A 20,972-nucleotide genomic window follows, 5' to 3' on the forward strand; every position below is an offset into this window, starting at 1 on the left:
CCCATGAGCGTCTTGAACTTTCCACGGATCTACCTCAACGGTTTCATGTTCTGGAACCCGCCAACCTTCAACAACAACGATGTGCTGCCGCTATACGACGCGGTGAAGATGCAGATGAACTGGCCTTTCCTGAACCGGTACGGGATCAACGACAAGAATGCCCCGCAAACGCTGATGCCCTGGGGCATCACGCCGCTGGCCTACAAGAACGTCCCGGACTACGTGCTGCAGGTGCCCACCAACGGCGATCCCAACAACTACCCGATGATTCCCGCCGAGTGGGATCTGTTCGGCGACAACGCCTGCGGCACCGTGGACTACCAGCAGTTGCGCTCGGTGATCATCGGCGGGGAATCCAAGGTCGACAGCTACATCGACAGCGATCCGCTGATCAACAAGTCCTACCAACTGCTGGGCAACTCCTTCGGCAACCCGACCCCGACCGCCGCACGCTTCGTCGACGTAAGCCCCTGGCAGAACACCTTCACCGCCCTGTACTTCGACAAGTTGGTGCTCGGTGACGCCACCTGTGGCCTGACCCTGAAACACACGTACCGCATGCTCAACCGCTTTCTCGACTTCAACTGGGGCGCCTTTGGCGGCCTGGTCTACGTCACTGCCACCTGGCAGACCTGCTTTCCCAAGGACCAGCTGGAATGGGTCATCGGCGACTCAAAACTGTTGAAAAACCTGCAGGATGAAATGCTCAGTCAGAACGCCCAGGGCCTGATGATCAGGTTCACCACCTACCTGACGGTCTATGACAAGAACGGCCTGTTCAACGACTTCAAGATCGTCAACAGCCATTCCCAGGCGCCCTGGGACATGTCCAGGCTGCAGATGCTTTATCAAATGGGCCTGGACAACCCGACCGAAACCTTCTTCAACCCGGCCTACAGCCGCACCGCCGGCACCCTGGGCCTGTGGTTCGCCAACGAATTCCCCACCGCACCGGCCGGCCAGCGCCTCGTGCCTAAGACTTCGGTGCCTTTCTACAAAAAGGTCCCGGACGATACGCAGATCCATGCGGATGAACAGTTGGTCAATCTGGGCGTGATCAGCGCCGAGCTCCACGGCGACACGCTGTCTCTGGACCTGGGCAATACCTTTCCGATCTACCCGGACGTCCATGACGGCCCGGCCGCCCCCGATCTGGATGGCCGCAACAACGCTGTTCCGGTCGCCGCCAAGTTCCACGTCGGCGACTTTGAGTTGGGGGTCCAGCAGGGCGGCAACTTCGAGCCCCTGACCAGCGTCAGCTACGAGCAGTATCAGCAGAGCGCCTTTGACAAGCGTTCCGGCCTGTTGGACCTGCCCCTCGATACCAGCGCCCAGGCCCTGTTGAAAAACGGCAACCTGGCACTGCGCCTGAAGGGCACGGACACCATCGCCGCCGAACAGCAGATGTGGACCGCGGAAGTCATCGAGAGCGGCAGCTTCATCGACGTCGGTGACAGCCGGACGCTGAACATCATGGTGCAAAACAACGGTACGCCCGCGCCGGCCGGCACCACCTTGTGGGTCGCCGAGTACAACAACGCCTTCATGCTGACCACCAGCAACTACTACCTGGCGTTCAGCAACCCGGCGGATTTCGTGCTGATCACTGACTATCCCAAAGCACGTGCCAAGAACAAGCCGGGAATGCCCCAGTTCATCGGCGGTTCGCAGCATCCGAGCCTGTTAAGGGAGGGCAGTGGCAGGAGCCTGAGTGCCATGATCGTCAGGGGTTCCGCGTGCGATGAGCCGGTCAGCAGCGCCATCACCTATCAGGAGTTCCTGAAAACCCCGGCCGCTGTCGATCTGAGGCCCTGCCTGAGGTTCGAGAACCCGCAAGCGATGAGCGGGACACTGGATAATGACGCCGGCATGGGCGCCACCGTGAACTACAGCCTGACCCGCATCCAGACCAATGCCGACGGCATTGCCCAGTTGACGGTGCATGCCGTGGCGCCGGGCTTCCCCACTGTGCGGTTTTTCATCCAGGACGATCCGACAGGGATTCCGTTCAGCTTCTCCTACACCGGTGCCTTCACCGACTTCCTTTCGCCGCTGCGGGTGCTGCCGCAAGAACCGCAGATGTTCAAGGACTTCATCGACTACTGGAACGGCGTGTGCAAGTTCGACGACGCCAACGTGCGGATCTGGAACGGCTTCATCTTTCCGCAAATCCTCCAGCCCTTCTATTACCTCTACCCGATCATGAACAAGTACATGCCGCTCAACTCCCTGCAACGCATCGAGGGCGCGATCGAGCAGTTCATCAAACTGATCAGCAAGGAGTATCAGGAGGCCAGCACCCTGGCCATGCCTATCACCCGGGACTTGCCGCAGAGCCGTCGCCAGGTGCTGGAAATCTGGGCCAAGGACCTGGTGAGCACCGGCTACCCGCCGACCCCGCTGAACCTCGACGACTATCAGCAAGGCTGAGCCGCAACGGCCATGCACTGGAACACCGGGCGACCTGGGTCGCCCGGCTTTGCAAAGGAGAGTCAGATGAACGCCAGTTTCTTCAAGCGCCTGCTGTTGGCCGCCACCCTGCTGTGCGCCAGCCAGACACTGTGGGCCCAGAAATACCCCGACAACGTCTACTTCAACATGGGCGTGCACAACACCAAGGGCTGCAATGCCTTGAACAACAACTGCGTGATCAAGCGCAAGGCCGGCGAGCCGACCGATCCGCTCTATCCGGCAACCTGGGTCAGTGACTGGACCATGTACCGGGTCACCGCCAACTACGAGAAGAACCCGCCGCCCTACAGCAGCCCGCCCAGCACCCTGCAACCTGCCGACTACACCGTGTCCCAGGGCAGCAGCTACTACGACAACGACTATGTCCCGGCCGACGGCGACGGCTCCGGGGCGATGATGGAGCACTACGAGAAATACTGCCTGCCGATCTTCCCGATCAAGGACAACAACTACACCTGCTCCTTTGTCTCCCTGGGTAACAAGGCCTACTTCCTCACCTACCCCGAGGACCGGCCCAAGGACATGCCGGCCTGCTGCCTGTTCTCGCCCATGAACCATCCGCCGCGCCGGGACTTCATCAAGCACCTGCCCTACAGCGCCGCCCGCAGCCAGCATCTGGACGGCAGCGTGCAGGCCTACGCCTTGGAGCTCAAACCCGGCAAAGGCAGCCCCCCCATCCTCTTCGGCTATGCCTTCTACAAGCAGGCCACCAGCGACGGTCCGGGCCAACCGGCCTATCAACATCCGCAGTCGTTCTATTTCTCCGGTGATGCCAGCGTCGCCAACGCGCCAATCGTCAGCCAGAACTACCGCAACTGGAGCAATGCAAAGCCGGACCCGGCCAAGACCTGGGACCAGGTGGCGAAGATGTGCCCGGCCAACCCGCCTGACTGCCAGCTCTTCACGCCACCGCCATCGCTGAAGAACGGTGCACGGCCACAGTGGAACCAACTTTCACCCACCCCGCAGTGACAGGAGCAGCCTCATGAACCGTTGGAGCCGTTTCACCGCCCTGTTGTTGCTTGGCCTGGGCAGCCAGCAAGCCAGCGCCCTGCAACCCAGCGCAGCGGGGGCGCAAACCAGCTGCCCACCCACAGCCACGGTGCCTGCCGCCGGCGCCTCGCAGCAGGCTTTCGATCAATACAGCTGGCAGATGTTCATCAACCTGAACTGGCCGGCCCAGGCGGGACAGCGCGGAGTGGCCGATTGCAGCAAGCCCCTGGGCAGCCCAGGCGATACCGTGTGGCAGACCTACAAGAGCGTCAGCGAGACCTTCCTCCCCGGGGCCAAGAATCCGGGCCCCTGGAACTCGCAACTGCCCCGCAGAAACCTCAGCCTGATCAACATTGCCGCGGTCAAGAACACTCAGGTGGTGCAAGCGGACAACCAGGCGGTGGGCGGCTGGCTGATTGATCAGCGCGGCAACCCGACCTACTACGACATCGCCGCCAACGAGGTCTCCTACAACTACATCGTCGCTAACGACTTCTACAACGCGGTGGTCGTCGATGCCGCGAAGAACATCGGTTTTCCCAACAACGCCGGCGAGATCAAGAGCAGCTGGCGCATCCTCACCAGCGCCGACGACAGCAGCCGCTATCTGACGATGAAGGCACTGGTCACCCAGTTCGACAGTCAGGGACAGCCCAATGGCACCACCGAGGCCAACTTGGGATTGGTGGGGCTGCACATCATCAGCAAGGTGGAGGGGTTCCCGCAGTGGATCTGGTCGACCTTCGAGCAGGTCGACAACGTGCCGCCCAAGACCCAGCTGGGGGGCCGTTGGGTAGACCAACCGGCCTCGGGGATTTTCTACTCCTACTTCAACGCCAAGGCGCCCGCCGAAAGCCTCAACCAGTCCCCGTGCCTGTGGCAGCAACAGGCGGGAAAGATGGTCTGTACGCCCAAACCCGGTAGCAGCTTCAGCACCCCTGACCCGCTGAACCGGGTCACCCCGATCACGGACGTCACCCAGCAGATCAATACCCAGTACCAGAGCGATCCGCAGGTACAGCAGAGCGTGTTCAAGTACTACCAGTTGATCACCACCCAACGCCCACAGTCGCCGGACAACCCCGGCAATCCGTTGGGGCAGCCAACGCCGTCGCTTTCGGCCAACGTCACCATGGAAAGTTACATCCAGCCCAACAGCAGCTGCATGAACTGCCACTCCATGGCGGCACCGCTCAACAGCCAGTACAAGAGCGACTTCTCCTTCCTGTTCAGATTCGCCCAAGCCCCGGTCAGCAGCGTCACCAAGGATAAGGAATAGAACATGAGCATATTGAATGGACCCCGACTGAACTTCTGGGGCGGTATCTCCACCGACGTCAGCGTGCCGAACAACTCGCCGACCTTGCCCAACGGCATCACCACGTCCCTTGAGCTGTTCGACCTGACCACCTCGACCGTGGCGGACCAGGCCAAGACCTACAGCGATGAGCACCTGTACCAATTGATCAACGCCCCGGACCCGAGAATCGGCCCCAGCAGCCGGTACACGGCCGGCGGCTGGAACCACTACGGAGAACACGTGGTGACGCTGCACAACGCGTTGATCAGTTCCCAAGGCACCCCGGGCAACATTGCGCTGGAAGGGGATATGGTCGGCCAGCCGGTCTACCTGCTCGGCTCCGTTACACCCGGCACCGGACAAGGGCCCTACTCCGGCCCGATGATGGTCGACCTGGACCCCACAGCCAGCACCACGACCCAGATCTTTGTCGGAGGCCTGCAGATCGGCAACGGCAACACGCCTGAGCTACTGATTCGCTGGGATACCGTGTGCAGCAGTTTCGACCTCAACACCCGGGTGCTGGAGCCGGCAACCATGGACTCGCCGGGCTCCTTCCATGCCAGCGGTACCTTTCAACTGACCTTTCCGCTGAGCAGCATCGTCAGCTACAACAAGGAAAGTGCCGGACTCAGGGCCCTGATCGAAGCGCCTAACGCGACTGGGATCGTGCTGCGTTTTGTGATGTTCGAAATGTGTCCGACCCTGACTACCGAGCAACTGAATGCCGACTACGCCGCCAACCAGTTCAGCCCGAACCCGAGCATCGGCCGAGTCATCGGCACCCTGGCCACGGCGTTTACCGATGAGCCGCAAATCTGTCCGCCGGGCCGGCAAATCATCAATGCCGACAAAGACCTGAACATCAACAGCGTTGCCTATGCCGAGGTTGCCAACGGGCAACTGAGCATCGACATGGTCAACCTGATCCCCAAGCAGACGTTCAGGGCTGTACGCGACGACATCACCAGCCCCATCGGCCCCAACGCCGACTACGGGACCGTCACCATCGCGGCCGGAACGACACCCCTGGCGAGCTTTGAGCCCAGCGACCCGCTGCTGCAGGACTACTACCGGTACGGCGGCATCATCGACGTACCGCTCAACTCGACCCAGACACAGTTGGTGCAGAGCACGCCCTTGTGCATCAGTGCCCCCGGGACCACCCGCAACCCGGCGCTGTCGGCCCCCGAATGCCCGTATCGGGTCTACAGCGATCAGCGCAACACCTACCTGGACCCCAACAGCAGCGGCGTGCAGATCACCTTGCAAGTCCGTTACCTGGGAGCACCGGTACAGGAAGATACGCCAATCAGCATCGACGCCTCGGCGACCGCCGCCTATCAAGCCAATCGCTACTGGAACTTCCTGGAGCTACCGAACTCGGTAACGGTGCCGGCCGGTCAACCTTCGGTGAGCTTCAACGTCGTCCCCGTCGCCGGTTCCAATACCCAGGCCGGTTTCACCACACTGACCTACACCATCGACAACAACCTTCTGACCCAGAGCTTCAGCAACTTCCGCAAGTACGCCTGGAGCGACTTCGGCATTCCAACCGGCAGCATCGTCACCTGGGAACAGGCGTTTCAAAACGTGCTGCGCTTTCATTACCTGGCCTTCCCTGCCATGTCGCGCTACATCCAGCTCAATCAACCCGACGCGGTGATGGGTTACAAACAGGCGATCCTGGCCCGGATATCCCCCGAGTACCAGAACACCACCTTGTACATGTCCGTGGTGCGTTCGATGTCGCCGAGCCAACGCTCCCTGCTGACCGCCTATCTCAACGGCACGCCCTGGCAACCTTGAACAAGGAGAAGACCATGCCCGTTGCTCTACACATTCCCGCCCAGCCGGAACGGATGCTGTGCCCAAGCAGCATCATCGCCGAAGGCCTCTTCAACCCACGCGGCGTCTGCGTGGAAAACGATGGCGGCCTGCTGCTGGTGGAAGCTGGCTCAGGCCTCCCGGACCAAGCGTTCAGCGGTCGCATCAGTCGCCTGCGACCAGATCCTCACGCCCCCGGCACCTACCTGCCACCCGAGGTTCTGGTCAAGGGCTTTCGCTCGATGAACATGCAGTCGCGGATGCTGCGCGATGAAATCATGGGGCTGTCGGACATTGCCTTCGGTGCCGGGCGCTACCTGGCCAGCCAGACCGATTACGTCGCCGGTTCCAAGCTTCTGGACCTGCAATACAGCCCGCCCGAGCCGCTGTTCCACAGCCACGGCAACCTCAACTCATTGTGCTATCACCCCACGCGCCAGAGCTGGCTGGCGGTCAAGCCCGATACCAACCAGTTGGTGGAGTTCACTCAGGGTGAGGAGCAGATCCTGGCCCAACTGCCCGACCTGGATCAGGGCCAGGAAGCCGTACCCGTGACCCTGGTGCATGAGCCACAGACCGACGCGGTGCTGATCAGCCTGTTCTCTGGCGAGCTGCACAGTGACCCGGCGCGAAAGGGCATCGACTTCACCGACAAGGCGGGCCAGGTAATCCGGGTCTGGCCCGAGAGTGGCAGGATCGAGGTACTGATTCGCGGGCTGCAATTGCCCACCGGGCTGGCGCTGGACCCGCAGGAGCGGATTCTGGTGCTGGAACTGTGCGACCGACTGTTGCAGCCCCTGCAGCCCGACTGGTCCGGCGAGACCTTGCACGGCGGCTTTGCCCGCTTCAGTGGACGGCTGCTGCGCTGCGACCTGCAGCAACGCAGTGTGCAGGTGCTCGCCAACGAACTGGATACACCGTCCAATCTGTGCTGCGTCGAGGGAGCGGTGCTGGTGAGCGAAGGCATGGGCCTCAGTGGACGGCCGATTCCCACGCCGGATCATCAGGTGGTTGCCCTGAGCGGTCGATTGCGCCGAGTGCAACTTTGAGCCCAATCCCAACGCCTGAAAGGAAACAGTCCGGCATAAAAAAGGGGCCCTGTACGGGGCCCCTTTCTCATCGATACTGAATGCTCGAGGGAGCGATCAGAACGGAATATCGTCATCGAAGCTGTCGAAATCCGGTGCCGGCTGCGGAGCGGCCTGCTGTGGCGCTGGACGCGACTCACGCTGTGGCTGCGGAGCAGGACGGGACTGCTGAGGACGCGGTGCCGAGTTGGACATGCCGCCCTGGCCTTGCTGGTCGCCCTGTGGACGGCCACCCAGCAGCTGCATGGTGCCTTGCATGTCGACAATGATCTCGGTGGTGTAGCGCTTGATGCCGTCTTTTTCCCACTCGCGAGTCTGCAGTTTGCCCTCGATGTAGACCTGGGAACCCTTGCGCAGGTACTCACCGGCAATCTCCGCGACCTTGCCGAACATCGAAACACGGTGCCACTCGGTGCGCTCGACCTTCTGACCGGTCTGCTTGTCGGTCCACTGTTCGCTGGTGGCCAGACTCAGGTTGGTCACGGCGTTACCGTTAGGCAGATAGCGAACTTCGGGATCCTGGCCGCAAGTACCGACCAATATGACTTTGTTAACCCCACGGGCCATAACGTTCTCCTAGGCTTCGCGCGGCGACGGCGCTGAGTTGACCAACTGCTCGAGCGTCACGCGATCCAATAATTCGGTGTCCAATTTGATGTAAATGGCAGCCTCTTCGGCCACCACCACGGCATCTGTTACTCCAGCGACGGCTTTCAGGCGCTCAACCAGACCAGCTTCGCGGATCGCTTCGGGCGATAACGGCAAGCGCAGGCTCGTCACATATGGAGGCTCGCGCATGGTAACAGCAAAGCCCAACCAGAGTGCAGCCAGACCTGCGCATCCAAGGAACACAACCGACAAACCGCCATGCTGGAACAACCAGCCGCCGAGGATGCCGCCCAGTGCCGAACCGAGGAACTGGCTGGTGGAATACACCCCCATCGCCGTGCCCTTGCCGCCTGCCGGCGAGACTTTGCTGATCAGCGACGGCAACGACGCCTCCAGCAGGTTGAATGCGGTGAAGAACACCACGGTGCCGATCACCAGCGCCCGCAAACTGTCGCCGAACTCCCAGAAGAATAGCTCGGTGAGCAGCAGCGTAATGACAGCGCCGAGCAGAACTCGTTTCATCTTGCGTTTTTTCTCGCCGTAGATGATGAACGGGATCATGGCGAAGAAGGAAATCAGCAGCGCGGTGAGGTAGACCCACCAGTGCTGTTCCTTGGGCAGGCCGGCCTTTTCCACCAGTGCCAGGGGCAAGGCGACGAAGCTCGACATCAACATGGCGTGCAACACGAAGATACCAAGATCCAGGCGCAGCAGATCGGGATGCTTGAGGGTCGGGATCAGCGCTTGGCGCGCCACGCCGGACTCGCGGTGCTGCAACGGGCCGGTGGAGCGCGGGACCATGAAAGCCACGATCAGGATGCCCACCAGGGCCATGGCACCCGTGGCCAGGAACAGCCCCGACAGACCAAAGCTGCGGGTCAGCAGCGGACCGACCACCATGGCCACGGCAAAGGACAGGCCGATGGTCATGCCGATCATGGCCATGGCCTTGGTCCGGTGCTGCTCGCGGGTCAGGTCCGAAAGCAGCGCCATCACTGCGGCGGAAATCGCCCCGGCACCTTGCAGGATTCGTCCGGCGATCACGCCCCAGATCGAATCGGCGTTGGCCGCCAGCACGCTGCCCAGGGCGAACACGATCAACCCCAGGTAAATCACTGGGCGACGACCGATACGGTCGGAAATGATGCCGAAGGGAATCTGGAAAACCGCCTGGGTCAGACCATAGGCGCCAATCGCCAAGCCGATCAGAGTCGGGGTCGCTCCTGCGAGATCCATTCCATAGGTCGCCAGGACCGGCAGTACCATAAACATGCCAAGCATACGGAAGGCGAACACCAGGGCCAGACCGCTCGCTGCGCGGGTCTCGCTGCCACTCATGCGTTCGCTGTGGGGATCGTGCATGGATAAACCTCATGTGAACCGGCGGCGATTCTACCAGTCCGATCGATTGAGGGGGTATATGGCGACGCTTTGCCGCGCAGCCCCAGCAGCGAGCAAAAAAGCACCGCATGATAGTGTGCATCCATCCAGTGTTTGGTTTTATACTCCTGCCTTTACGCCCGCCGATCGAGGCCACTTTTGGACAAGATTCTGATTCGTGGGGCCCGCACCCACAACCTGAAGAACATCGACCTGACCCTGCCGCGGGACAAGTTGATCGTCATCACCGGGCTGTCTGGGTCCGGCAAGTCGTCCCTGGCTTTCGACACGCTTTATGCCGAAGGCCAGCGCCGCTATGTCGAATCGCTGTCGGCTTACGCCCGACAGTTCCTGTCGATGATGGAAAAGCCCGATGTCGACACCATCGAAGGGCTGTCGCCGGCGATATCCATCGAACAGAAATCCACCTCTCACAACCCGCGCTCCACCGTCGGCACCATTACCGAAATCTACGATTACCTGCGCCTGCTCTATGCTCGCGTGGGCACCCCGCGCTGCCCGGACCACGACATTCCTCTGGAAGCCCAGACCGTCAGCCAGATGGTCGACCTGGTGCTGGCGCAGCCCGAAGGCAGCAAGCTGATGCTGCTGGCCCCGGTCATTCGTGAGCGCAAGGGTGAACACCTCTCGGTCTTTGAAGAGCTGCGGGCCCAGGGCTTCGTGCGGGCCCGGGTCAACGGCAAGCTGTTTGAACTGGACGAGCTGCCGAAGCTGGATAAACAGAAGAAGCATTCCATCGATGTGGTGGTCGACCGCTTCAAGGTGCGTGGCGATCTGCAACAACGCCTAGCAGAGTCCTTTGAAACCGCGCTGAAACTGGCGGACGGGATTGCCCTGGTAGCGCCGATGGACGACGAGCCGGGGGAAGAGATGATCTTCTCCGCGCGTTTCGCCTGCCCGATTTGCGGTCATGCCATCAGCGAACTGGAACCCAAGCTGTTCTCCTTCAACAACCCCGCCGGCGCTTGTCCTACCTGCGACGGTCTGGGGGTCAAGCAGTTCTTCGACATCAAGCGCCTGGTCAATGGCGAACTGACCTTGGCCGAAGGGGCGATTCGCGGCTGGGACCGACGCAACGTCTATTACTTCCAGATGCTCGGTTCACTGGCCTCTCATTACGGCTTCAGCCTGGAAGTACCGTTCAACCAACTGCCGGCGGATCAGCAGAAGGTCATCCTGCACGGCAGTGGAACCCAGAACGTCGACTTCAAGTACCTCAACGACCGGGGCGACATCGTCAAGCGCTCCCACCCCTTCGAAGGCATAGTGCCGAACCTGGAGCGGCGCTACCGGGAGACCGAATCGGCCACCGTACGTGAAGAGCTGGCCAAGTTCCTCAGCACCCAGCCCTGTCCGGATTGCCGTGGCACACGCCTGCGTCGCGAGGCTCGCCACGTCTGGGTCGGCGAGAAGACCCTGCCGGCGGTCACCAGCCTGCCCATCGGCGATGCCACGAACTACTTCGGTACGCTGAAACTCACCGGACGCCGTGGTGAGATTGCCGACAAGATCCTCAAGGAGATCCGCGAGCGCCTGCAGTTCTTGGTGAACGTCGGGCTCGACTACCTCACCCTGGATCGCAGCGCCGATACCCTGTCCGGCGGCGAAGCTCAGCGTATTCGCCTGGCCAGCCAGATCGGTGCCGGCCTAGTGGGGGTCATGTACATCCTCGACGAACCATCCATTGGCCTGCACCAGCGGGACAATGATCGGCTGCTGGGGACCCTGAAACACCTGCGGGATATTGGCAACACCGTAATCGTGGTTGAACACGACGAAGACGCTATCCGCCTGGCCGACTATGTGGTGGATATCGGCCCGGGCGCCGGTGTGCACGGTGGACGCATCGTCGCCGAAGGCACGGCTGCTGAAGTCATGGCGCACCCGGATTCGTTAACCGGCAAGTACTTGTCGGGCCGGGTGAAGATCGTGGTGCCGGCCAAACGTACGCCGCGCAACAAGAAGCTGTCCCTGACACTCAAGGGCGCTCGCGGCAACAACCTGCGCAATGTCGACCTGGAAATTCCCATCGGACTGCTGACCTGCGTGACCGGGGTTTCCGGCTCGGGCAAATCGACGCTGATCAACAACACCCTGTTCCCCTTGAGCGCCACGGCGTTGAACGGTGCCACGACCCTGGAGGCGGCGCCTCACGACAGCATCAATGGTCTGCAGCACCTGGATAAGGTCGTGGATATCGATCAGAGCCCGATCGGTCGTACTCCCCGTTCCAACCCGGCCACTTACACCGGGCTGTTCACGCCGATCCGCGAGTTGTTCGCTGGGGTTCCTGAGTCCCGTTCCCGAGGCTACGGACCTGGACGTTTCTCCTTCAACGTCAAGGGTGGACGCTGTGAAGCCTGCCAGGGCGATGGCTTGATCAAGGTCGAGATGCACTTCCTGCCTGACATCTACGTGCCCTGCGATGTGTGCAAGAGCAAGCGCTACAACCGCGAGACGCTGGAAATCAAGTACAAGGGCAAAAGCATCCACGAGGTGCTGGAAATGACCATCGAGGAGGCCCGCGAGTTCTTCGCTCCCGTCCCGGCCCTGGCGCGTAAGCTGCAGACCCTGATGGATGTGGGCCTGTCCTACATCAAGCTCGGCCAGTCGGCTACCACGCTGTCTGGCGGCGAGGCACAACGGGTCAAGCTGTCACGCGAGCTGTCCAAGCGTGACACTGGCAAGACCCTGTATATCCTCGATGAACCGACCACTGGGTTGCACTTCGCGGATATCCAGCAATTGCTGGACGTCCTGCACCGCCTGCGTGATCACGGCAACACAGTGGTAGTGATCGAGCACAACCTGGATGTGATCAAAACTGCCGACTGGCTGGTGGACCTGGGGCCGGAAGGCGGCTCCAAAGGCGGCCAGATCATCGCCGTCGGCACCCCGGAACAGGTAGCGGAAATGCCGCAGTCCCACACCGGGCACTACCTCAAGCCGCTGCTAACTCGCGATCGAGCCTGAGCCCCATGAAAAAGCCCCTGTCATCTCACGGTGACAGGGGCTTTTTTACATCTCAGGATTGACGCATCTACCGTAGGAGCGAGCTTGCTCGCAAACCGGTATCCACGCCTTATGCAGTCAGAACTGCGACTGCAGGTAGTTCTCCAGCCCGATGGATTTGATCAGGCCCAACTGCTTCTCCAGCCAGTAGGTGTGGTCTTCCTCGGTATCTGCCAACTGGATACGCAGAATATCGCGGCTGACGTAGTCCTTGTGCAGTTCACACAGCTCGATGCCTTTGCACAGCGCAGCGCGAACCTTGTATTCAAGGCGCAAGTCGCTGGCCAGCATGTCCGGCACCGTGGTCCCGGTGTCGAGATCGTCAGGCCGCATGCGCGGCGTGCCTTCCAGCATCAGAATGCGGCGCATCAGGGCATCGGCGTGTTGCGCCTCTTCTTCCATTTCGTGGTTGATACGCTCGTAGAGCTTGGTAAAGCCCCAGTCTTCGTACATCCGCGAGTGGATGAAATATTGGTCGCGTGCTGCCAGTTCGCCCGTCAGCAACGTGTTGAGGTAATCGATTACGTCCGGGTGACCTTGCATCGCCCTACATCTCCCTGCTTGAAAGTCGATAGTGTGAACCAAGCTGACTTGCAGGTCACTTAGAAATAACCGAAAAAGTGAAGATTATCTGAGAAAAGCAGTATAAATAACGCAAAAACCGCCCAAATGAGGGCGGTTCTGCTTCTTATTTAGACTTACTTGAGCGATACACCCAAAGCCTTGGCAATACCCTCGCTGTAAGCCGGGTCAGCCTTATAGAAATGTTGCAGCTGACGATCAACCACATCAGCAGTCACTCCAGTCATGGCACCGGCAATGTTGTTGATCAACAGAGCCTTCTGCTCATCACTCATCAAGCGGAACAGAGCTCCTGCATGACTGTAATAGTCGGTGTCTTCGCGATGATCGTAGCGGTCTGCACCACCGCTAAGGGCCAGGGGCGGCTCTGCGTAGCGTGGAGCCTGCTTAGGCGCATCGCTGTAGCTGTTGGGCTCGTAGTTCGGCGCAGCACCGCCATTGCTTCCGAAAGCCATGGAGCCGTCGCGCTGATAGCTGTTCACCGGGCTCAGCGGCGCATTCACTGGCAGTTGCTGGTGATTGGTACCAACGCGATAACGGTGAGCATCGGCGTAAGCAAACACCCGGCCCTGCAGCATGCGATCTGGAGAAAGCCCGACCCCTGGCACCATGTTGCTTGGTCCGAAAGCGGCCTGTTCGACCTCAGCGAAGTAGTTCAGCGGATTGCGGTTCAACTCCAACTCGCCAACTTCAATCAGCGGAAATTCTTTCTGCGACCAGGTCTTGGTCACATCGAACGGGTTCTCATAGTGCGCCGCGGCTTGCGCCTCAGTCATGATCTGGATGCACACGCTCCACTTCGGAAAGTCGCCGCGCTCGATCGCGTTGAACAGGTCGCGCTGAGCGTAATCCGGATCGGTACCCGCCAGACGTGCAGCCTCTGCCGGCGCCAGGTTCTTGATGCCTTGCTTGGTCTTGTAGTGCCACTTGACCCAGTGCCGCTCGCCCTTGGCGTTTATCAGGCTGTAGGTGTGACTGCCAAAGCCGTGCATATGACGGTAGCCGTCTGGAATGCCCCGATCGGAAAACAGAATGGTGACCTGGTGCAGCGCCTCAGGCGAATGCGACCAGAAATCCCACATCATCTGAGCACTTTTCAGGTTGCTCTGAGGAAGGCGCTTCTGGGTGTGGATGAAATCGGGAAACTTCAGCGGGTCACGAATGAAGAAGACCGGGGTGTTGTTACCCACGATGTCCCAGTTGCCTTCTTCGGTGTAGAACTTGAGGGCAAAGCCGCGGGGATCGCGCTCGGTGTCAGCCGAACCACGTTCGCCGCCTACTGTAGAGAAACGCAGGAAGGTCGGAGTTTTCTTGCCAACCGCTTCAAACAACTTGGCACTGGTGTATTGGGTGATGTCGCGAGAGACCGTGAAAGTGCCGTAGGCACCCGAGCCCTTGGCGTGCACGCGACGCTCAGGGATATTCTCGCGATTGAAATGGGCGAGCTTTTCGATCAGGTGAAAATCGTCGAGAAGCAGCGGGCCACGAGGGCCGGCGGAACGGGAATTCTGGTTATCAGCGACAGGAGCGCCACTAGCGGTAGTAAGAGTTTTGGTCTGGCTCATGCACAATCTTCCTCTGTCAGTCTGTGAAACTGCCGGCTAATCGGCTGACGAAGAGTATTGACCACCAGTGTTACAACATCCAATGCATTACACATTAGCTAACGATAGAAATATCTAATACATAAAGACACAAAAAACCGGGCACTAGGCCCGGTTCCTTGTTTCAGACTGACGTCTTACTCAGCGGATACAGCTTCACCGCCGACAGCACGATCAACCAGTTCAACGTACGCCATAGGAGCGTTGTCGCCAGCGCGGAAACCGCACTTGAGGATGCGCAGGTAGCCACCCTCACGGGTAGCGTAACGCTTGCCCAGGTCGTTGAAGAGCTTACCAACGATAGCTTTCGAACGAGTACGGTCGAAAGCCAGACGGCGGTTAGCCAGGCTGTCTGTCTTGGCCAAAGTGATCAGCGGCTCGGCAACGCGGCGCAGTTCTTTAGCTTTCGGCAGTGTAGTTTTGATCAGCTCGTGCTCGAACAGCGACACCGCCATGTTCTGGAACATGGCCTTGCGGTGCGAGCTGGTGCGGCTCAGGTGACGCCCACTTTTACGATGACGCATGGTTCATTCCTTACCAAACACAACGTTCGGTGATTACGACGATCAGGCAGTCGCCTTGTCGTCCTTCTTAAGACTTGCAGGCGGCCAGTTGTCGAGGCGCATGCCGAGGGACAGACCGCGGGAGGCCAGAACGTCCTTGATTTCGGTCAAGGATTTCTTGCCCAGGTTCGGAGTCTTCAACAGTTCTACTTCGGTACGCTGAATCAGGTCGCCGATGTAGTAAATGTTTTCCGCCTTAAGGCAGTTAGCCGAACGTACAGTCAGTTCCAGATCGTCAACCGGGCGAAGCAGGATCGGATCGATCTCGTCTTCCTGCTCGACTACCACTGGCTCACTGTCACCTTTGAGGTCGACGAACGCAGCCAACTGCTGTTGCAGAATGGTTGCAGCACGACGGATAGCCTCTTCAGGATCCAGAGTACCGTTGGTTTCCAGATCAATAACCAGCTTGTCCAGGTTAGTACGCTGCTCGACACGGGCGTTTTCCACCACGTATGCGATACGGCGAACCGGGCTGAACGAAGAATCAAGCTGCAAGCGACCAATGCTGCGGCTTTCGTCTTCATCGCTCTGACGCGAGTCGGCCGGCTCATAACCACGACCACGAGCTACTACGAGCTTCATGTTCAGGGCGCCGTTAGACGCCAGGTTAGCGATTACGTGATCGGGGTTAACGATCTCGACATCATGATCCAGCTGAATATCGGCAGCGGTAACCACCCCCGAACCCTTCTTCGACAAGGTCAGCGTAACTTCGTCACGGCCGTGCAGCTTGATAGCCAGACCTTTAAGGTTCAACAGGATTTCAATTACGTCTTCCTGTACACCTTCGATGGCGCTGTACTCGTGGAGCACACCGTCAATCTCGGCCTCGACTACTGCACAGCCGGGCATTGAGGACAACAGGATGCGGCGCAGCGCGTTGCCCAGGGTGTGGCCAAAACCACGCTCGAGAGGCTCGAGGGTGATCTTGGCGCGGGTTGGACTGACAACCTGCACATCAATGTGGCGGGGTGTCAGGAACTCATTTACCGAAATCTGCATGGATGCACCTATTTTCTAGCCCTTACTTGGAGTAGAGCTCGACAATCAGGCTTTCGTTGATGTCGGCGGACAGATCACTGCGAGCTGGAACGTTCTTGAAAACGCCCGACTTCTTCTCAGTGTCTACTTCTACCCATTCTACGCGGCCACGTTGAGCACACAGATCGAGAGCTTGGACAATGCGAAGTTGATTTTTTGCTTTCTCGCGAACAGCAACCACGTCACCAGCACGAACCTGGTAGGACGGAACGTTAACGGTCTGACCGTTTACGCTGATCGACTTGTGCGATACCAGCTGACGGGATTCGGCACGAGTAGAACCGAAGCCCATGCGGTATACAACGTTGTCCAGACGGCATTCGAGCAGTTGCAACAGGTTTTCGCCGGTTGCGCCCTTCTTGCCAGCTGCTTGTTTGTAGTAGCCGCTGAATTGACGCTCGAGCACGCCGTAGATACGACGAACTTTTTGCTTTTCACGCAGCTGAGTACCGTAGTCGGATTGACGACCACGACGCTGGCCGTGGATGCCAGGAGCTGCTTCGATGTTGCACTTGGATTCGATAGCGCGCACGCCGCTCTTCAGGAAGAGATCGGTGCCTTCGCGACGAGCCAGTTTGCATTTTGGACCAATGTAACGAGCCATTCTTTACAATCTCCTGGATTACACGCGGCGCTTCTTCGGCGGACGGCACCCGTTGTGCGGGATTGGCGTCACGTCGGTGATGCTGGCGATCTTGTAGCCACAGCCGTTCAAAGCGCGGACTGCGGATTCACGACCTGGACCTGGGCCCTTGACGTTAACGTCGAGGTTCTTCAGGCCATATTCCAGCGCAGCTTGACCAGCACGCTCGGCAGCTACTTGAGCAGCGAACGGGGTGGACTTGCGAGAACCGCGGAAACCCGAACCACCGGAGGTTGCCCAGGAAAGAGCGTTACCTTGACGGTCGGTAATGGTCACGATGGTGTTGTTGAAAGACGCGTGGATGTGGGCGATGCCATCAACCACTGTCTTTTTAATCTTTTTACGAGGACGAGCAGCAGGTTTTGCCATGACTAAATTCCTGTCGATTCGCTGGTGCGATTACTTGCGGATCGGCTTACGCGGACCTTTGCGAGTACGCGCGTTGGTCTTGGTACGCTGACCGCGCACTGGAAGACCACGACGATGGCGCAGACCGCGGTAGCAGCCCAGATCCATCAAGCGTTTGATTTTCATGTTGATTTCGCGACGCAGGTCACCTTCAGTGGTGAACTTCGCCACTTCGCCACGCAGCTGTTCAATTTGCTCGTCGCTCAGATCCTTGATCTTCGCAGCTGGGTTGACCCCAGTCACTGCACAGATTTTCTGCGCAGTAGTGCGACCAACACCATAGATGTAGGTCAGCGAGATAACAGTATGCTTGTTATCTGGAATGTTAACGCCTGCAATACGGGCCATTCAGTGGGACTCCAATTGACAGCTACCTACGCCCCGGAAGCCAAGAAATAGGGCGCGAGATAATATCGCTGTAATAACAAATAATCAACCCGGCAGCGCACTAGCTGCCGGGCTTGAAGCACAATCACACTCAGCCTTGGCGCTGTTTGTGACGCGGTTCCGCGCTGCAAATTACTCGAACAACACCTTCGCGGCGAATAATCTTGCAGTTACGGCACAGCTTTTTCACCGATGCACGAACTTTCATCACCAACTCCTCGAACCTTATGGATTAGCGCAGCATGCCGCTGCCGTAACCCTTCAGGTTGGCTTTCTTCATCAGGGATTCGTACTGGTGGGAAACGAGGTGCGATTGTACTTGCGACATAAAGTCCATAACAACCACGACCACGATCAGCAACGAGGTCCCGCCAAGGTAGAACGGAACGTTTGCAGCAACCACCAGGAACTGGGGCAACAGACACACGGCCGTCATATATAGAGCACCGAACATGGTCAAGCGGGTCAGAACGCCATCAATGTAGCGCGCCGACTGCTCACCTGGACGGATGCCCGGAATAAAGGCACCGGACTTCTTCAGGTTTTCCGCTACGTCTTTCGGATTGAACATCAACGCCGTATAGAAGAAGCAGAAGAAAATAATCCCTGCACTAAACAGCAGAATATTCAACGGCTGACCAGGAGCGATCGACTGCGAGATGTCCTGCAACCAGCCCATACCTTCAGACTGACCGAACCAGGCACCCAACGAAGCCGGAAACAGCAAAATGCTGCTCGCGAAGATAGCAGGAATTACACCGGCCATATTCACTTTCAGCGGCAAGTGGCTGGTCTGCGCAGCAAAAACCTTGCGGCCCTGCTGACGCTTGGCGTAGTGAACAGCAATACGACGCTGGCCACGCTCAATGAACACCACAAAACCGATAATCGCTACTGCCAGCAAACCGATCGCAACCAAGGCGAAAATGTTGATATCACCCTGACGCGCAGACTCGAAAGACTGCCCGATCGCTCTCGGAAGACCGGCGACGATACCTGCGAAAATCAACATCGAGATACCGTTGCCAACACCACGCTCAGTAATCTGCTCACCCAGCCACATCATGAACATCGCACCAGCCACAAACGTGGATACCGCGACGAAATGGAAGCCAAAGTCACCAGTGAACGCAACGCCCTGCCCTGCCAGACCAACGGACATGCCGATGGCCTGAACCAGAGCTAGGACGACAGTGCCGTAGCGGGTGTACTGGCTGATCTTGCGACGGCCAGCTTCACCTTCCTTCTTCAACTGCTCCAACTGCGGACTGACGGCTGTCATAAGTTGCATGATGATCGAAGCCGAGATGTACGGCATGATCCCCAGTGCAAAAATGCTCATCCGCTCCAGCGCGCCGCCGGAAAACATGTTGAACAAGCTAAGAATGGTCCCCTCATTCTGTCGAAACAGGTCTGCGAGTCGGTCCGGGTTGATACCTGGAACCGGGATGTGTGCGCCTATTCGGTAGACGATAATCGCCAGGAACAGAAAACGCAGACGAGCCCAGAGTTCAGACATACCGCCTTTGCCGAGCGCAGAGAGAGCACCTTGCTTAGCCATTTATTCCTCGAACTTGCCGCCAGCTGCTTCGATAGCCGCACGCGCACCTTTGGTGGCTGCGATACCCTTGATGGTCACAGCGCGAGTAACTTCGCCGGACAGCATGATTTTCACACGCTGAACGTTCTGGTTAATCACGTTGGCATCTTTCAGGGACTGCACGGTGACGATGTCGCCTTCCACTTTGGCCAGTTCGGACAGACGCACTTCTGCGCGGTCCATGGCTTTCAGGGAAACGAAACCGAACTTCGGCAGGCGACGATGCAGCGGCTGTTGACCGCCTTCAAAGCCTGGAGCGATGGTGCCACCGGAGCGGGAAGTCTGACCTTTGTGACCACGGCCACCAGTCTTACCCAAACCACTACCGATACCACGGCCCGGACGATGCTTTTCGCGACGGGAACCCGGCGCTGGACTCAGATCATTGAGTTTCATCGATTAACCCTCGACACGCAGCATGTAGTAAGCCTTGTTGATCATCCCGCGATTCTCGGGAGTATCTTGGACTTCTACAGTGTGACCGATGCGACGCAGGCCCAGACCCTTAACGCACAGTTTGTGGTTAGGGATACGGCCGGTCATGCTTTTGATCAGCGTTACTTTAACGGTAGCCATGATCAGATGATCTCCTGGACGCTTTTGCCACGCTTGGCGGCAATGGATTCAGGGGACTGCATAGCCTTCAAACCTTTGAAAGTGGCATGAACCACGTTTACTGGGTTAGTCGAGCCGTAGCACTTGGCCAGAACGTTCTGAACACCAGCAACTTCGAGGACAGCACGCATAGCGCCGCCAGCGATGATACCGGTACCTTCAGAAGCAGGCTGCATGTACACCTTGGAAGCGCCATGAGCGGACTTCATAGCGTACTGCAGAGTGGTGCCGTTCAGATCAACTTGGATCATGTTGCGGCGAGCAGCTTCCATTGCCTTCTGGATCGCAGCAGGCACTTCACGCGACTTGCCACGGCCGAAGCCAACACGGCCCTTACCATCACCAACCACGGTCAACGCGGTGAAAGTGAAGATACGGCCGCCTTTAACGGTTTTGGCTACGCGGTTAACTTGAACCAGCTTCTCGATGTAGCCTTCGTCGCGCTTTTGGTCGTTATTTGACATAACTTAGAACTCCAGCCCAGCTTCACGAGCAGCATCAGCCAGCGCCTTGACGCGACCGTGGTACTTGAAGCCAGAGCGGTCGAAAGCCACCTGCGAGACGCCAGCGGCTTTTGCACGCGTAGCGACCAGCTGGCCAACCTTAGTGGCCGCGTCGATGTTGCCAGTGGCGCCATCACGCAGTTCTTTATCCAAAGTCGAGGCACTCGCCAGGACTTTGTTGCCGTCGGCCGAAATGACCTGGGCGTAGATGTGCTGCGAAGAGCGGAACACGCAGAGACGCACGACTTCGAGTTCGTGCATTTTCAGGCGTGCTTTGCGAGCGCGACGCAGTCGAGTAACTTTTTTGTCGGTCATTTGCTA

Annotated in this window: 21 protein-coding genes; 6 read left to right on the forward strand and 15 right to left on the reverse strand. The window is 58.9% G+C overall.

The genetic code is table 11. From position 1 onward, the window contains the following. Positions 1 to 3 precede the first annotated feature (3 nt). The 5 genes from LOY69_RS26870 (at position 4) to LOY69_RS26890 (ending at position 7,641) form a co-directional block, all read left to right on the forward strand. On the forward strand, positions 4 to 2,430 hold the full coding sequence (locus tag LOY69_RS26870; protein WP_265073840.1) for a hypothetical protein: 2,427 nt from the start codon (positions 4 to 6) through the stop codon (positions 2,428 to 2,430). A 66-nt stretch (positions 2,431 to 2,496) separates the two neighbouring features. Beyond that, positions 2,497 to 3,444: a hypothetical protein gene (locus LOY69_RS26875; protein WP_110596278.1), complete on the forward strand. Its 948-nt coding sequence runs from the start codon at positions 2,497 to 2,499 to the stop codon at positions 3,442 to 3,444. Positions 3,445 to 3,457: 13 nt separating this feature from the next. Continuing rightward, positions 3,458 to 4,744: a hypothetical protein gene (locus tag LOY69_RS26880; protein WP_110596279.1), complete on the forward strand. Its 1,287-nt coding sequence runs from the start codon at positions 3,458 to 3,460 to the stop codon at positions 4,742 to 4,744. Positions 4,745 to 4,747: 3 nt separating this feature from the next. Then, positions 4,748 to 6,574, forward strand: a complete 1,827-nt coding sequence (locus LOY69_RS26885; protein WP_102882398.1) for a hypothetical protein — start codon at positions 4,748 to 4,750, stop codon at positions 6,572 to 6,574. 14 nt (positions 6,575 to 6,588) lie between these two features. Continuing rightward, a complete protein-coding gene (locus LOY69_RS26890) occupies positions 6,589 to 7,641 on the forward strand; it encodes a hypothetical protein (RefSeq protein WP_265073841.1) in 1,053 nt (350 codons plus the stop codon). Positions 7,642 to 7,737: 96 nt separating this feature from the next. On the opposite strand, the gene LOY69_RS26895 is transcribed toward LOY69_RS26890, so the two are convergent. Both LOY69_RS26895 and LOY69_RS26900 read right to left on the reverse strand, forming a co-directional pair. Beyond that, the gene (locus LOY69_RS26895) at positions 7,738 to 8,247 is read right to left on the reverse strand and encodes a single-stranded DNA-binding protein (protein WP_011063767.1); all 510 of its coding nucleotides are present in this window, start codon (positions 8,245 to 8,247) and stop codon (positions 7,738 to 7,740) included. A 9-nt stretch (positions 8,248 to 8,256) separates the two neighbouring features. Beyond that, complete coding sequence (locus LOY69_RS26900; protein WP_265073842.1) at positions 8,257 to 9,651, reverse strand: MFS transporter; 1,395 nt, start codon at positions 9,649 to 9,651, stop codon at positions 8,257 to 8,259. A gap of 177 nt (positions 9,652 to 9,828) precedes the next feature. On the opposite strand from LOY69_RS26900, the gene uvrA reads away from it, so the two are divergent. Further along, positions 9,829 to 12,663 carry an excinuclease ABC subunit UvrA gene (gene uvrA, locus LOY69_RS26905; protein WP_102882401.1) on the forward strand — a complete coding sequence of 945 codons (2,835 nt, stop codon included), beginning with the start codon at positions 9,829 to 9,831 and terminating at the stop codon, positions 12,661 to 12,663. Between the two features lie 117 nt (positions 12,664 to 12,780). Here the strand turns inward: uvrA and bfr are convergent, their stop codons facing one another. The 13 genes from bfr to rplR form a co-directional block, all read right to left on the reverse strand. After that, complete coding sequence (gene bfr, locus LOY69_RS26910; RefSeq protein ID WP_025129396.1) at positions 12,781 to 13,245, reverse strand: bacterioferritin; 465 nt, start codon at positions 13,243 to 13,245, stop codon at positions 12,781 to 12,783. Between the two features lie 155 nt (positions 13,246 to 13,400). Next, positions 13,401 to 14,849, reverse strand: coding sequence for a catalase (locus LOY69_RS26915; RefSeq protein WP_265073843.1), 1,449 nt, complete (start codon positions 14,847 to 14,849; stop codon positions 13,401 to 13,403). A 176-nt stretch (positions 14,850 to 15,025) separates the two neighbouring features. Next, positions 15,026 to 15,412, reverse strand: a complete 387-nt coding sequence (rplQ, locus tag LOY69_RS26920; RefSeq protein ID WP_007924175.1) for a 50S ribosomal protein L17 — start codon at positions 15,410 to 15,412, stop codon at positions 15,026 to 15,028. 42 nt (positions 15,413 to 15,454) lie between these two features. Then, positions 15,455 to 16,456, reverse strand: coding sequence for a DNA-directed RNA polymerase subunit alpha (locus tag LOY69_RS26925; protein ID WP_007970428.1), 1,002 nt, complete (start codon positions 16,454 to 16,456; stop codon positions 15,455 to 15,457). Between the two features lie 22 nt (positions 16,457 to 16,478). Beyond that, a complete protein-coding gene (gene rpsD, locus LOY69_RS26930; protein WP_011063772.1) occupies positions 16,479 to 17,099 on the reverse strand; it encodes a 30S ribosomal protein S4 in 621 nt (206 codons plus the stop codon). Between the two features lie 18 nt (positions 17,100 to 17,117). Beyond that, complete coding sequence (gene rpsK, locus LOY69_RS26935) at positions 17,118 to 17,507, reverse strand: 30S ribosomal protein S11 (RefSeq protein WP_007924177.1); 390 nt, start codon at positions 17,505 to 17,507, stop codon at positions 17,118 to 17,120. Between the two features lie 30 nt (positions 17,508 to 17,537). Continuing rightward, positions 17,538 to 17,894, reverse strand: a complete 357-nt coding sequence (gene rpsM, locus LOY69_RS26940; RefSeq protein ID WP_003186020.1) for a 30S ribosomal protein S13 — start codon at positions 17,892 to 17,894, stop codon at positions 17,538 to 17,540. A 130-nt stretch (positions 17,895 to 18,024) separates the two neighbouring features. Further along, a complete protein-coding gene (gene rpmJ, locus LOY69_RS26945; RefSeq protein ID WP_002555468.1) occupies positions 18,025 to 18,141 on the reverse strand; it encodes a 50S ribosomal protein L36 in 117 nt (38 codons plus the stop codon). 24 nt (positions 18,142 to 18,165) lie between these two features. Then, positions 18,166 to 19,494, reverse strand: a complete 1,329-nt coding sequence (gene secY, locus LOY69_RS26950; protein WP_007924182.1) for a preprotein translocase subunit SecY — start codon at positions 19,492 to 19,494, stop codon at positions 18,166 to 18,168. Further along, a complete protein-coding gene (gene rplO / locus LOY69_RS26955; RefSeq protein ID WP_007924183.1) occupies positions 19,495 to 19,929 on the reverse strand; it encodes a 50S ribosomal protein L15 in 435 nt (144 codons plus the stop codon). Positions 19,930 to 19,932: 3 nt separating this feature from the next. Beyond that, positions 19,933 to 20,109 carry a 50S ribosomal protein L30 gene (gene rpmD / locus LOY69_RS26960; RefSeq protein WP_003176408.1) on the reverse strand — a complete coding sequence of 59 codons (177 nt, stop codon included), beginning with the start codon at positions 20,107 to 20,109 and terminating at the stop codon, positions 19,933 to 19,935. A gap of 2 nt (positions 20,110 to 20,111) precedes the next feature. Further along, a complete protein-coding gene (gene rpsE / locus LOY69_RS26965) occupies positions 20,112 to 20,612 on the reverse strand; it encodes a 30S ribosomal protein S5 (protein WP_007924184.1) in 501 nt (166 codons plus the stop codon). 3 nt (positions 20,613 to 20,615) lie between these two features. Beyond that, on the reverse strand, positions 20,616 to 20,966 hold the full coding sequence (gene rplR, locus LOY69_RS26970; protein WP_003186037.1) for a 50S ribosomal protein L18: 351 nt from the start codon (positions 20,964 to 20,966) through the stop codon (positions 20,616 to 20,618). Between the last annotated feature and the right edge of the window lie 6 nt (positions 20,967 to 20,972).

Origin of the sequence: Pseudomonas sp. B21-059 (assembly GCF_026016285.1) — a bacterium.
In the GTDB taxonomy this organism is placed as follows: Bacteria; Pseudomonadota; Gammaproteobacteria; order Pseudomonadales; family Pseudomonadaceae; genus Aquipseudomonas; species Aquipseudomonas danubii.

Bases quoted from the DNA above. Each gene is read 5' to 3' on its own strand.
- LOY69_RS26870 (WP_265073840.1), top strand. From the start codon at position 4: ATGAGCGTCTTGAACTTTCCACGGATCTACCTCAACGGTTTCATGTTC.
- LOY69_RS26875 (WP_110596278.1), top strand. From the start codon at position 2,497: ATGAACGCCAGTTTCTTCAAGCGCCTGCTGTTGGCCGCCACCCTGCTG.
- LOY69_RS26880 (WP_110596279.1), top strand. From the start codon at position 3,458: ATGAACCGTTGGAGCCGTTTCACCGCCCTGTTGTTGCTTGGCCTGGGC.
- LOY69_RS26885 (WP_102882398.1), top strand. From the start codon at position 4,748: ATGAGCATATTGAATGGACCCCGACTGAACTTCTGGGGCGGTATCTCC.
- LOY69_RS26890 (WP_265073841.1), top strand. From the start codon at position 6,589: ATGCCCGTTGCTCTACACATTCCCGCCCAGCCGGAACGGATGCTGTGC.
- LOY69_RS26895 (WP_011063767.1), bottom strand. From the start codon at position 8,247: ATGGCCCGTGGGGTTAACAAAGTCATATTGGTCGGTACTTGCGGCCAG.
- LOY69_RS26900 (WP_265073842.1), bottom strand. From the start codon at position 9,651: ATGCACGATCCCCACAGCGAACGCATGAGTGGCAGCGAGACCCGCGCA.
- bfr (WP_025129396.1), bottom strand. From the start codon at position 13,245: ATGCAAGGTCACCCGGACGTAATCGATTACCTCAACACGTTGCTGACG.
- LOY69_RS26915 (WP_265073843.1), bottom strand. From the start codon at position 14,849: ATGAGCCAGACCAAAACTCTTACTACCGCTAGTGGCGCTCCTGTCGCT.
- rplQ (WP_007924175.1), bottom strand. From the start codon at position 15,412: ATGCGTCATCGTAAAAGTGGGCGTCACCTGAGCCGCACCAGCTCGCAC.
- LOY69_RS26925 (WP_007970428.1), bottom strand. From the start codon at position 16,456: ATGCAGATTTCGGTAAATGAGTTCCTGACACCCCGCCACATTGATGTG.
- rpsD (WP_011063772.1), bottom strand. From the start codon at position 17,099: ATGGCTCGTTACATTGGTCCAAAATGCAAACTGGCTCGTCGCGAAGGC.
- rpsK (WP_007924177.1), bottom strand. From the start codon at position 17,507: ATGGCAAAACCTGCTGCTCGTCCTCGTAAAAAGATTAAAAAGACAGTG.
- rpsM (WP_003186020.1), bottom strand. From the start codon at position 17,894: ATGGCCCGTATTGCAGGCGTTAACATTCCAGATAACAAGCATACTGTT.
- rpmJ (WP_002555468.1), bottom strand. From the start codon at position 18,141: ATGAAAGTTCGTGCATCGGTGAAAAAGCTGTGCCGTAACTGCAAGATT.
- secY (WP_007924182.1), bottom strand. From the start codon at position 19,494: ATGGCTAAGCAAGGTGCTCTCTCTGCGCTCGGCAAAGGCGGTATGTCT.
- rplO (WP_007924183.1), bottom strand. From the start codon at position 19,929: ATGAAACTCAATGATCTGAGTCCAGCGCCGGGTTCCCGTCGCGAAAAG.
- rpmD (WP_003176408.1), bottom strand. From the start codon at position 20,109: ATGGCTACCGTTAAAGTAACGCTGATCAAAAGCATGACCGGCCGTATC.
- rpsE (WP_007924184.1), bottom strand. From the start codon at position 20,612: ATGTCAAATAACGACCAAAAGCGCGACGAAGGCTACATCGAGAAGCTG.
- rplR (WP_003186037.1), bottom strand. From the start codon at position 20,966: ATGACCGACAAAAAAGTTACTCGACTGCGTCGCGCTCGCAAAGCACGC.